Source organism: Lacibacter sediminis, assembly GCF_014168535.1.
GTDB lineage: Bacteria > Bacteroidota > Bacteroidia > Chitinophagales > Chitinophagaceae > Lacibacter > Lacibacter sediminis.
Genome location: NZ_CP060007.1, coordinates 2,324,689 through 2,338,610, shown reverse-complemented (window position 1 = coordinate 2,338,610; position 13,922 = coordinate 2,324,689). Strand labels below are relative to the sequence as shown.

Genomic DNA, 13,922 nt, shown 5'->3' with positions numbered 1-13,922 from the left:
TAAAGAGTTTCGTTTGTGCTTAATCGATATCAATCTTTATTTGTTCCTGTAATCAACAGGTGTTCATTACCATCCCGGATTTTGTCCGAAGGTTGGATAAAGATTCACCTGGCTTGTTGGTAAAGGCAGCCAATTGTGTTTCTTTTCAAACACTCTTGTTACAACAACTCTCTCTCTGAGATTTATGGGTTTACCATTTGATCCGCGGTCAAAATCAATCACAGTCTTTTCAACATATTTTTTCTGATCAGCAATCATCCATCGACGAAGGTCGTGCCAACGCAAACCTTCGAAGGCGAGTTCAACTGCCCTCTCTCTCATTAGTTCACTCATAAAAGCATCCTTAGAGCCAAGGAACCTTGCATCTACAGGAGGCACGCCTGCTCTTCCTCTTATGGTGTTTACAGCACTTTCCGCTGTTAAACTTCCCGTGTGACTGCTTTGAGGTGTTCCATATCCATGCAATACCGCCTCAGCATACATGAGATAAACATCTGCTAAACGCAGATAAGGAATTACAATGTTGATATTGTTCCACTCATTGTCTGTGTTGTTACAACCGTCTGTTACAAACTTGCGAACAAGATATCCGCTACGGCTCGCTGTATTATCAAGACGCAGATTACCTCCGTTATAAAGATTGGCAAAACGATATGCAGCATTTGCAGTGCCACGAATTAACCGTACTCCATCATATGTAATTGATTTGTAAAAACGAGGATCACGACCCGTCCATGGATCAGCTATATCATAACCCGATCCTGCAGCATCAATAGGAAGACCGTTTGCCATTCCAAAATAGTTAACGTAGTTAGCTGCTGGTGATGAAATACCTGCTTCTCCACCTAATGGTGGTGGTATAAACATGTTCACTAATGACCAGCGTGATTTCCATCCTACATAAGTTGGAGGGCCAAAAATCACCTCAGGATAACCCGGATGTTTTGAGTAGTTGGAGATAGTAAACCAGTTTTCACTGTATTTATCCCAGGGTAATAATTTATGATAAGATTCCCCGATCTCTGACATTTTAATAACTCTCGCAAAGGCATCTGCTGCCTGCTTACACAATTCCACATCGTAACCGGCATTTCCAGTAGATGACTGATTCATCATTGGACTTGCAGCGTAAAGTAAATTTTTACCTTTAAAGCCAAGCGCCATTGATTTTGTTACACGTTGTTGATTATTTCCCAACGTTGCCTGGCCTACCGGAGAGTTATCCCAATTGCCTGGCAATAAAGCTGCAGCTTCCTCAAAGTCTTTTGCTGCTTTAAGAGCTGTTTCCCGGTAGGTTAATCTCGGTAATTCAAGCCTTGCTGAACTGGATAGTACAGTATCGATATACGGTAATCCACCCCAGAAACTCATTAATTGAAAATGGAAAAATCCACGAAAAAACAATAACTGTCCTCTTATGACATCCTTTTCATTTTGTGTTGCATTACTCAGCATATCCAGATTGGCCAAACCAAGATTCGCTTTACGTATACCATACCAAGCCAATGGCCACAGACCTTTATCATGACACTCGTTTGGGTTTGTATTAGCCGCTCTGTCGTCGAGCCAGCTATTATCCCAGCCACCTCCACCGGTTTGCCAGGCCCGGTAGTTACCATTGTCAAATTCTGAACTGAGCCTGTAATTTGCGTTAGTGGTTGACAAAATATCGTCACCCATATTCCATTCACTGTTCCATGTAGATTTGGACATGTCAGGCAAGCAGGAATATAACTCTTCAGTAAAACCCTGAAAGCTTCTGAAACTGGTAAACACGTCTTTCTCTGAGATGTTTGCATCCAGTGGGCGGTCGAGGTATTTTTTACAAGACGGTAATCCAAACACTATAAGTATAATACTTGTAGCTAAGGCTAATTTTACAGAATTATTCATAATCATAGTATTTATCAATTATAAACTGAGGTTAATTCCAAAGTTGATCCTGCGAACGGTTGGATATGCACCCTGACCGGAAAAATTACTTGAACCAACATTTGCTTCACGATCGTCGGGCATCTTACTCCAAAAAAGAAGGTTATTACCATTTACATAAACACGCATTGATTGAATACCCGCCTTTATTAACCATAATGGGTCTAACGTGTAAGATATTTCCGCTGTTTTTAAACGAACATAAGAACCGTCGTAGTTGAAGAAATCACCATAGCTATATAAACGTGACTTCCAACGGGGAAGTGGTGAAGCAGCATCTGTATTCTCTTTCGTCCAATAATCTCCTTGCTTGAAAACAGAGTTCAGATTTGCAGCGAAGTTTGTTTGCGCAAGATTCCTTGTTACATTATTTACTGCATAGAATTGAACGAAAATTGAGAAACGTTTGTAATCAAATCCCACGCTGCCTGTATATGTATTTTGAGGTCTTTCCGGGTAGGCATATGGTACATTGTCAAAGTTGTTAATTACACCATCACCATTGAAATCAATCAGGTTAAAGTTTCCAGGCAATTTATTATTGTCGTTTTGATCTACAACACTGCTACCGTAAACCTCATCCCAGGTATTGTAATAACCTGAACGCAATTGCGATCTGTACTGGCCGATCTGGTAACCCGCCTGCTTTAAATAATCATCCAATAATTGAGGATCATCCCGATCAATGATCTCATCTTTTGCATGCGTTATCGCTACATTTCCCCATAAACGCATTTCTTTGTTTCTGCCGAAATTTTTATTGAACTTCAGCTCAATTTCATATCCCTGTACAATTGTTTTACCAAGGTTAGATGTTGGTGGAGTACCGCCGAAATAAGCAGGTACCGCTCTTTGCGTTCCGGCTACCAACACATCTGTTCTTTGATCTCTGTAAACCTCGAACGTACCTTCAATAAGCCCTCTGAATAATGAGAAATCTAAACCAATATTGGCCTTGGCCACTGTTTCCCAATGTATATCCGGATTGCCAATTGTATTTTCCCTGAACCATACATAGGGACTGTTTGCGTTGTTATCACCCATGCGTGTTTGACCTCCAAAAGCCCACTGCGTTAGGTAAAGGTAATTTCCACCAATTGCATCATTACCTACCAAGCCATAAGAACCCCGGATTTTCAACGTGGATAACCAAGGTAATCTGTCCATGAATTTTTCGTTCGTCAAAGTCCATCCTATAGCTGCAGAAGGGAAAAAGTCGAACCTGTAATCCGGACCAAATCTTTGTGAACCATTGTAGGCTCCGTTGATCTCAGCAAAATATCTGTTTGCAAAATTGTACGTGCTTCTAAACACCCAGTCTTCACGAAACTCAGGAAACGAGCTGCCCTGTGCATTTTCATTGCGCATAAACAAGCCCATGGTTGTGATATTATGCCGTCCGATTTTTGCAGAATGATTTAATTGCAACTGATACACACGCCTTCTTCTTGTTTGTCCATTCTGGAAAGCATCTGGACGTACTGACCATTGTGGCAATATATAGTCGAACTGATTAGGGCCTGCTGTATTTCTGTATTGCACTCTTCCATCAGGAGCAATCCATTTAACAATTGCACTTCCATCGTCAAATTGACCCCCTTGCGCAACAAACGTATTGTCTAAAGAATACGAACCTCTAAACGACAGATTTTTTACCAACATACCCAGATCCTGTGTCAAAATAAAATCGGTTGTCATCTGGGTAGTCTTCGTATTTCTTACCCCGTTATTTGAAAGTATGTGAGCCGGGTTATTGGTTGACACCGGATCGAGCGGATAATAACCGAAGGCACCATCGCTATACTGTGGATAAAAAAGATCGGGTGCAAGACCATAGATTCCCTGATACCAGGAATATTCAAAACCGCTCCATGTATCCTGTCTTTTTCCATAAAGTGTGGAAATGTTGGTTGAGAGCGTTGTGCTTTTGGTTAACTTAAAATCAAGATTTGCACGAATGTTTAACCTGTCATAAAAAAATCCCGGTTTATATCCTTTGCCATTATTCGGAATCTTCATGATATCACCTTCGTGAAGAAAATCTACAGAAGTAAAATATTTTACAAAACTTGATCCGCCTGAAATATTGATGTTGGCATTTTGTGCCATGGCCATCTTCTTTAATGACTCGGCCTGCCAATCGATATTAGGATATTGCTGTGCCTCTTGCGCATTTGCAGGGTTACGATATTTTTCAATAATTGCTTGTGGAGTATAATCCTGCCATGATGCGGGACTAATTGCAAGTTCCCGTTCAATCGCCATATTTCTGATTGTTAACGCATCGTATGCGTCGTACTTCTCGGGCAAACGAGAAGGAACTTTCATTGTAGAGTTAACTGTAATATTTATGTTGGCTTTGCCTTCTACGCCTCTTTTAGTAGTGATAAGAACAACACCGTTTGCACCTTTTACACCAAACACGGCTGTAGCAGATGCATCCTTTAAAATTGAAACACTTTCTACTGAACCGATATCAACTCCGGCCATCGGACGTTCAATTCCATCCACTAGAATGAGTGGTCCTGAACTATTCCATGTTCCCTGACCCCGAATAAAAATTAGCGGATCTTCAGCACCCGGCATACCTGTTCCCTGCACAGTTATAACCCCGGGTACATTACCGGTAAGCGCAGCACCTATATTGGAAACACCTCCTGCACGCTGAAGTACCTTACCTGTTGTTTGAGTAATGGCGCCTACAACACTTTCTTTCTTCTGCTTTCCGTAACCCACTATAACCACATCTTCCAATGTAGAGCGGGCAACACTTAGCCTTACTTCAATGATGCTTTGGTCTCCTACATTCACTTCCAGCTCATCCATGCCAACATAACTGATCAAAAGCGTTTTGTCTTTTGATGGAATAGTTATTTTGAAATTACCAGCCGCATCGGTTGTAGTTGCAATAGCGGTCCCTTTTACCTTTACGGTAGCCCCTGAAAGGGCAACACCGGAAGAATCTTTAACTGACCCCGAAACCGTTTGTGCACTTACTTGTGCCATAACCGGTAACCCCGCCAATAAAATCCCGAAAAGAGCAAGTGTCAGCTTATGCAGCCAGTTGTTTGCCACGCATTTCATACTTGATTTTTTTAATTTATAGAAAGCCTTGATTTTACCAGTTTATCTAACATCCTTAGTAGAATGTTCTATGATTTTCGTTTACGAATCTTACTTGCCGCTACTTTTTCCGCTGAATAACTAAGCCAGTTGTTTGTTGATGGATAATGATTTGCTTTTACAACATCCCCACTCAATCTTTATGTTTTCAAGCTCAGTTACCCTTTCTGATTTTATTTCGAATTGAGATACATCTTTACACAAGTGATTTCTCAATCGTTGCAAATGTTTGTTGTAGACCTGTTCTTTGTATGAATCCTCCACTTCTATGTCCCAAAAATTTTCGAGCATCATCATGTGATTTAAAAAATCAGAATATTGATTTTAATGGAATTACCAATTCCACTTTTTACTTACCCGATTCAGCAGTTTACCTTAAGCTGAACAATAACCAAAGTCGCTGATTTCAAAACAGTAACGGGCTTTATATAGAAATGACAACTAAGAATTAAAAATGTACCAAAGACATTTAAAACTTTTTTAAAAGAGCTTCTGCTTGGATAAAAAGAAAAAAACTTACGGATGAAAGTTGCCGCCTGCAACCCATAAATTCAACTGGTCTTTTTCATTTGATCAACAGGTATCAAATTAGAAATTTCCAACCCCATGCGGTTAGAAATACGCTGCGACAGAGCTTCTCCGATCTTCCTGGTAGCAATCGTCATTTGATTGCGTACCGTGAAAACAGAAATATTCAATTCAGTAGCTACCTCTTTATATTTTAACCCTTCCTCTCTAACCAAGTGAAATACCATTTTGCATTGGGCTGGAAGCCTATGTACAACTTGTTCAATTCCCTTTATGGTTTCATTCGAAATAAACAGATCTTCAGGGCTGTTGAATTCAATTACCTTTTCTACATCTATATCATTTAGATGACCAACAGGGTTTCTGGATTTTTTTTCCAGATAGTTGAGAGAGAGGTTTCTTGCAACCGTGTAGAGATAGCCCTTCAGGTTATCGATGTGATGCAGCTCGTTCCTTATTTGCCATAATTTAATAAAGACATCTGAGACTATTTCTTCTGCGCCTTCACGAGACTTAACGAGGGAATAAGAAAATCTATGAAGACCATCAAACAGGAGCATATAAAGTTCTTTATATGCCCTCATGTCTGCATTCGTAGCAAACTGGCGTTGCAAATCTTTTATTACTTCCATATGGCAATCAGTAGTGGTAATCCTGAATTACATACCATGGCCCCACATAGAAGTTCTATGTAAATTCCAAAGCAGCTAATTCAAGTTGGTATATGATTAACTAGACAATCGCATGTATGCCGGTCAAAATCTGGTTTTTACAAGGAGGCAATTTTTATTTTGTTTCGTTGTTTTTACAGACACCTCACGTCATACACTTTCGAATTTTTTTCAATCAAATCAATAGCGAACGTTCTTGCATCTAATCATTGCCAAAAAAAATTCTTATGAATTCAAAACTAATTTTTGAATCTCCGCAAGGCTGGCTCATTTGTTGAAACTTATAGAACAAATGTTTAATTTCGATTTTATGCAACCGATTAGATTTATTGAAAATCAATTAGTTGCAATTTTGCCTTTTTTTTGAACATGTGCACTACATAAGCAAACATGTTTTAGATTAGCATTTTTAAATGATTGTTTGATTTGCATTTTGAAATGCTTTAAGAGGAAAAAATTTGCTTCTGTTCCGAAGAAGTTGGTCTAAAATGAATATGCTTGTCGTTCAAAATTTTTCTATTAAGCAGCTTTTTGATGGATCAGAAAATCTTTCAAACCAATTAAACGGAATACCTGTTTATTTGAAGGCTTGCACTATCAGCCCATCGAAACAAATGATCGAAAATTATTTAACGCTGGAGTTGCAGTTGAATTGACTGCATTTCTATATCACTTTAAAAGCAATTGCCTGCCGCCCCAAATGCAAAACAATAACACGCTGTTACTTTCCTTTATTTGCATGTTTACGTGGCTATCACTAGCCAATGCACAAGACGATATAAATTTTACAACACTCACCACCAGAGACGGACTGTCTTCAAATAATGTAAATGCAATTCTAAAGGACAGGTATGGATTTATGTGGTTTGCCACCGACGATGGGTTAGACAGGTTCGATGGAGCCAACTTTAAAGTTTACCGTAAGAAAACAACCGACTCTACAAGTTTACAAGCCAACGAAATTTTATCGCTTCACGAAGACAAGGATGGTAATTTATGGGTTGGCACCAGTGGCGGGTCGCTGAGTTTATACAACCGGAAAAAGGATGCTTTCATCAATTTTCCGGCCAAACCTCTGAAACATGCAATCCGAAACAATGTGATAATGAGTCTTTGCAGCGATTTTCAGGGTAAATTATGGATCGGCCATTTCGATGGCATAAACATCATGGACAAAAAAACTCAACGTATCACTGATTTTACACCCGGTAATAAATCCCGTTTCACCAAAACCTGCAACGTTCTTTTTGAAGATAGTAAACACCGGATTTGGATTGGAACTTCAGACGGATTGTTCTTATATATAAAAGAAACAAATTCCCTCACTCCATTTCTTTATTCCGCAAATGACCCGGCAAGTTTAAGCGACAACCACGTGCTGTCAATTACAGAAGATAAAGATGGGACTATTTGGGTTGGTACAAATAATGGGTTAAATATGTTAGCCGGCAACGGCAAAGAATTTACCAGGTTTAAGCATATAGAAGGAAACCCACAAACGCTCAATAGCAATTTCATTTATTCAATAGCCGTTGACGACGCTAATAAATTATGGATCGGCACATCAAAAGGATTGAACATACAGGATACGAAAACAAAAACTATCACAGGTTACAATTTTGATCCCCGAAATACCAATGGTCTTTCAAGCAATAATATTCGTAGTGTTTACCTTGCCAAAGAAGGTATTTGCTGGATCGGTACCTTTTTGGGCGGTATCAGCAAGTATGATAAGAACCTCAACCTTTTTAATTTAGTACAGAGCAACCCATTTGACAAACAAGGGCTGAACGCTCCCATTGTTACATCTTTTGCAGAAGCAAAAGACGGTAATGTGTTTGTTGGTACAGATGGTGGCGGGCTAAGTTTGTTTGATCCGAAAACAAAATTATTTCAGCAAATCAATATACAGTCCAGGCGTCCGGATAGCAAACGGCTTTCGATAATAACCTTAACCATGTCGGGGAATAATCAACTATTGATCGGCACGTTTGGTGATGGTTATTTTATGTATGATCAGTCTTCCGGAAAATATGCACAGCTTCTGCGGGGAACAAAAAACACAGACATTAATTCGAACCATATATATTGTGTTAAAGAAGACAAAAAAGGGAATAAATGGGTTGGCACCAATGGGAATGGCATTTTCGTTTTAGGGAACGATAACAAGGTATTATTTAAAATGACGCCCCGCCCCACTTTATCGAACGATATAAACTTACCTATTAACGGATATATACGTGATATTGTTGAGGCTAAAAATGGCGATATGTGGATCGCAACGCATGGAGGAGGAATTGCTGTTTATAATCCTTCTTCACAAAAATTTAAAATCTTCACAACTGAAAACAGCAAACTACCCAACGACAAGGTGCTTACATTATTAGAAGACAGGCAAGGAAATATTTGGGCGGGTACGTTTGGCGGAGGCTTGGGATTATTTAACAGGAAGACAAATGAGTTTATATCTTATTCAGAAAAAGATGGGCTTAACAATAATAATATTTATAAAATAATTGAAGATAGTAACGGGCTTCTATGGATCAGCACAAATAAGGGGTTGAGCAGTTTTGATACAGACTCAAAAAAGATCAATAATTACAGTTATCACAATGGTATCCAGCATAATATTTTTATTCTTGGATCTGGCTTACGATTACGAAATGGTGATTTGTTTTTTGGAGGTCACGAAGGCTTCAACTACTTCAATCCATCAAACCTGAAAAAGAATAATGCCGTACCACCTGTAATATTTACTGACCTGAAAATCTCTAACAGGTCTGTAGTTCCATCAGAAGACGGACCTGTAAAGGAAAATATTATTACTGCCAATGAAATAAACCTTGATTACAAGCAAAACTTTGCGTTAAGTTTTGTTGGCTTAAACTATACAGCACCCGAGCAAAACCAATATGAATACAAACTAGAAGGATTTGATAAAGAATGGATCAATATCGGAAATGCTTCAACAGTGTCGTTTACGAATATTGATCCCGGCAAATATGTCTTTCGGGTAAGAGCAAGTAATAATAACGGTGTATGGAATACAAAAGGAACATCGATAAAGATTTATGTACACCCGCCGTTCTGGCGCACCATTTATGCCTATATATTATATACCTTGATCATAGTCGGTACACTTATCTACTTCCGGCACCGTGGCATTGAAAAAATAAGACGTAAATATATCCTTGAGCAGGAACGGTTCCACGCAGAACAAGAACGTAAAGAAACCGAACGAATACACGAACTTGATCAACTTAAACTCAAATTCTTAACAAACCTCAGCCATGAGTTCCGCACACCAATCTCTTTGATACTTGGTCCCGTAGATAATCTAATAGCTCAGGAAAAGAATAATGCTTTTAAGGTGCAGTTGAATATGATCAAACGCAATGGTAAACGGCTGTTGAACCTGGTAAATCAACTGCTTGACTTTCGTAAAATGGAAGAACAGGAATTAAAACTTCAACCAAAAGATGGCGAGCTTATTTTCTTTGTAAGAGACGTGTTTGATTCGTTCCAGGATCTTTCAGAAAGAAAGAAAATTGACTTCTCTTTTACAAGCACTATCGAACATTTTCATACACAATTTGATCATGATAAAATAGAACGTATACTATTTAATCTTTTGTCGAATGCATTCAAGTTCACACTTGAAGGTGGAAGTATCCATTTTGAAGTTGAGAAAAAGGAAAGTGATGCAGACAATGCCAGCTCATGGATTTCGATGATCGTTAGAGATTCCGGAATTGGAATTCCCCAAGATAAAATGGGTGTTATATTCGAACGTTTTTTTCAGAATACGACTGAAGCCACAATACTAAACCAGGGTTCAGGCATTGGTTTATCTATTACCAAAGAGTTTGTAAAAATGCACGGAGGCACAATTGAGGTAATGAGCGAAGTTGAAAAAGGAGCTACGTTTATTGTTCAGCTTCCGTTTGTTGAATCAACAGCGAGTAAGCGAATGGGTGAAATATTAACGATTTCGCCAATTAATGAAAACGAAGCAATTGAACAGGCAGAAAATAAAGAAGATCTGCTAGAAGAAGGTACAACCCATTCATCGATCATCCCGTCAATTTTATTGGTAGAAGACAATGATGATTTCCGCTTTTATCTCAAAGAAAATCTTCGTTTGCAGTATAAAGTTTTTGAAGCTACCAACGGAATAGAAGGTTGGCAGAAAGCATTGTCTTTACACCCTACTCTCATTGTAAGCGACATCAGTATGCCTCAAATGGACGGCATACAACTGTGTAAAAAAATTAAAGCAGATAAAAGAACCAGTCATATCCCCGTAATACTTTTAACTGCATTAGCGGATGAAGAAAACCAGATCAAGGGATTAAAAACCGGGGCAAGCGACTACATCACTAAGCCATTTAATTTTGAAGTGCTTAATGCCAAGGTTAAAAACCTGTTACTGTTGAATGATACATTAAAGAACACGTATACAAAAAGAGTTGAAGTTCTTACACCAAAAATCAAAACAGAGTCATCCAATGATAAACTCATTCAAAAAATTGTTCTTTATATTGAAGACAATCTTACCGATACACAATTGTCTGTTGAGACCTTAAGCAGGCATGTTGGCATGAGCAGAGGTACACTCTATAGCAAATTGCTGGAACTAACGGGACAAACACCAGTTGAATTTATACGTTCTGTAAAACTTGACAAAGCAGCACAGATGTTGGAGAAAAGCGAATTAACTATTGCTGAAGTAGCATACTCTGTAGGATTTTCTACACCTAACTATTTTGCAAAATCGTTTAAGGCTAAATTTAACATGTTGCCCTCAGAATATATTGCCAAGAAGAAAAAAACGAGTTAATAAAACGACAGGGAAAATCAACTACAATCTAGCTGAACAAAGCAAAATCCGACGAAAACTGAATTCGAACAGGATTCAAACTTTATTTTAAAAAGTATTGACACCCAAACTTATAACCGAATAAACTCTTTTAAAGCTCAACCCTCAGTGAAACATCATTCGTTTACTGCGCATCATTTCACTTGCGAAATAAATCTACAGATGATATTTGATAACAACCGCTTTTAAAAGCATACCCTCCATAAGTTTGTGCAACTTCTTTAATTGGAACTTGCTTCCACCCCTCTGGCAAACCGCTCTCATTTCCATACTAAACTACCGGCTCTCCTGCCATACTTAATTCTTGTGGGGAGGACTGCCCCCAGTTCTACCCTAACTATAATAGACATCGAGGCTATTATATCCTTTCTATCTGACAATAAGAATAGACTACTTCGAAAAATGGCTCTCTAATAAAATTAACTATTAGCAGTAGTATTGGTTAACCGCTGTTGTTATCTACAGATTAGTTGTATGCGTATTTTGAAGCCACCTGACAACCCCATCTGTCCCAACGTCAACTTGATTTAGATAATATTCCATGGCCGCCTGCTTATCACCCAAGGCCATGGATGCATCCTGGTAATTAGGTAAATCTGTAGAATAGTTAAACCAAATATTTGCAAACTGATGTATGCTACTAAAATGTACCTATACTTTTAGAATCAATTCTCCCTTTTCGTTAATTACGCTTTTTTGGTCATCATGAGTTGTGACTAAAGCAAACCCATTGTAAAATGGTTCAACCACAGCATAGCGGTTTTCATAAATTGCTTTCCCAGTTCTATCAATATGGTGCCACCCCTGCTGATCTTTTGCAGTCGCAAAATTTTTATGAAATATTCCCAAATCAAGGAATTCCTTTTCATTTAAGAAAGCCCCGTAACTATCAATATGTCTATAAAATCCAGATGACAACTTCACACACGCAATTCCATCTTTGTAATCCCCGGCATACACATAATATTCTGAGTAGTTTTTTGAGCCATTTTGATTGATATGAAAATATCGGTTGTTAAAATCACGAACCGTACAAAGATTTTCCTGATAATTACCTACCCACTGATAACTATCTGAATACGCTTTCTCGCCTTTCTCTGTTATGTGGAACCAGTTCTTGTTTTGAACAACAGCAGCCCGATTACAATAAAAACCAAAAGTTCTTGTATACCTGTCAAAATAAAGTTGGTTGCCCATGACATCAATATGGTATGATCCTGTATCATCCTTCACTGGTGCAATGCCTGGTGAATGGAATTTTAAGACTTCTATAAACTGCCGGTCAAAAACCTGCTCTCCTTCAAAAAGAAAATAGGTATTACTTCTCGATACTTTGATATCCTCCCACTTCATTAGTTGGTTAATTTTTGCCTTAGTTGAGAAATTTGATCTGATGTTACTCCACATGACTTGATATATTCTTCAATACCGCCGCTCTCGTTTATGATTTGTAGTACCAAGTCTAAATACTTCAGATTTACATCTGATTCACTGGCTAAATAATCGGCCCGAACTACATCCATTGATTCATCTACTAATAAATGGAGCATTGTCATAACTATCCCTGTTCTGTCCTTCCCGGCAAAACAATGTATCATCACCGAACCTTCGTTCTCATTTAATATTGTCAATAGGACTTCCTTGATTTGATCTTTACACCCGATAACAAAAAAACGATAGGCAATTTCTTCATTAGTGCCGCTATGATAATCCCGTTTGAACCATTCCGGCTGATTCCATGGATCAAACTGGGCCTTTACATATCTAAACTTTAACAGTGCCGGTTCCAAATACGGTATTTCCTCGATTTCCCTATCTGCCCTTAGATCAACCACCGTCTTGATATTCCTTTCAAGTAATAAATCATCAAAGCGTCGCTCGCTTTGATATAAGCTCATTGTTGCTGTTCTGTAAACTATACCACTTTTGATTTTGGGGTTATGAGCACTTATATCTCTAAAGTTCCAAAAGAAATCACGTTCGTAAATCCATTCACAAAAATCCTTTACCTCATTTAGCTTCTGTGATGGAATTAACCCTTCTATCGAATTGTAAAAGAAATCAAGTAAGTTCCTTTTGCATTGATTAGCATCAGGTAAATATAAAGTGGCATTCAAATTATAAAAAGATTTTAGTTCATCTTTTTTCAAAACCTTAGCAATGAAATTTTTGGGGAGGAATCTAAACTTATCATGCCCTTTTGAGAGATAGTTTAGCTGCACTACAACCTCCAACGCAATGTTATAAAAAAAATAAAACTGATAGCTATCACTTAGGCGATGCATCATTGAGCAACTTTCAAACTCATAAATAAATTTATCAATCAAATCTGAAATTTGCTTTTCCTTGTGTTGCAAAGTTTTATTTTTCTGATAATCCGCTACAATTTGATTCAGGTATTGCCTAACCAAATATCTCTCCGGTTGCCTTTCGAAAAGAATTGTCTGTTCGACGTCCTTTATTTCGGATCCCAGATAGTTTCGATCGATCTCTGTAACATCTTTACAGATAGTAATTTCAATTCTAGGTTGATCCTTTAAATAAACCAGGACTTTACTTCGAAGCTCTACGCTACGAATTGATTTAATTTCCGCTTTAAACTGATTCTTCAACTGAACTAGTAAGTTTTCGTAATCGAAGCCCTGACTAACCAAAAGCTGAATATCAACATCTGAATTTGGAGTAGCTTCGTTTCTTCCAAAGGACCCATAGAGTAAAGCCACTTCGACAGCAGCTACATTTGGAATTAAATCTTTAAACTGATTAATCGTATCTGTTTGTTTCATTTA

The 13,922-nt window shown here is 38.2% G+C and carries 6 protein-coding genes; 1 reads left to right on the top strand and 5 read right to left on the bottom strand.

Going from position 1 to position 13,922, the window contains the following annotated elements:
- Positions 1-66: 66 nt before the first annotated feature.
- The 3 genes from H4075_RS10015 to H4075_RS10005 form a co-directional block, all read right to left on the bottom strand.
- Entirely contained in the window at positions 67-1,893 is a 1,827-nt protein-coding gene (locus H4075_RS10015) for a RagB/SusD family nutrient uptake outer membrane protein (protein WP_182806375.1), read from the bottom strand.
- A gap of 18 nt (positions 1,894-1,911) precedes the next feature.
- The gene (locus H4075_RS10010; RefSeq protein ID WP_182806374.1) at positions 1,912-5,016 is read right to left on the bottom strand and encodes a SusC/RagA family TonB-linked outer membrane protein; all 3,105 of its coding nucleotides are present in this window, start codon (positions 5,014-5,016) and stop codon (positions 1,912-1,914) included.
- A gap of 590 nt (positions 5,017-5,606) precedes the next feature.
- On the bottom strand, positions 5,607-6,215 hold the full coding sequence (locus tag H4075_RS10005; protein WP_182806373.1) for an RNA polymerase sigma-70 factor: 609 nt from the start codon (positions 6,213-6,215) through the stop codon (positions 5,607-5,609).
- 739 nt (positions 6,216-6,954) lie between these two features.
- Between H4075_RS10005 and H4075_RS10000 the strand changes: the two genes are divergently transcribed.
- Positions 6,955-11,094, top strand: a complete 4,140-nt coding sequence (locus H4075_RS10000) for a hybrid sensor histidine kinase/response regulator transcription factor (RefSeq protein WP_182806372.1) — start codon at positions 6,955-6,957, stop codon at positions 11,092-11,094.
- Between the two features lie 690 nt (positions 11,095-11,784).
- On the opposite strand, the gene H4075_RS09995 is transcribed toward H4075_RS10000, so the two are convergent.
- Positions 11,785-12,486 (bottom strand): WG repeat-containing protein, encoded by a 702-nt coding sequence (locus H4075_RS09995; protein WP_182806371.1) that lies wholly within the window; start codon positions 12,484-12,486, stop codon positions 11,785-11,787.
- Positions 12,486-13,919 carry a tyrosine-protein phosphatase gene (locus tag H4075_RS09990; RefSeq protein ID WP_182806370.1) on the bottom strand — a complete coding sequence of 478 codons (1,434 nt, stop codon included), beginning with the start codon at positions 13,917-13,919 and terminating at the stop codon, positions 12,486-12,488. The genes H4075_RS09995 and H4075_RS09990 overlap by 1 nt, the downstream gene beginning before the upstream one ends.
- Positions 13,920-13,922: the final 3 nt, after the last annotated feature.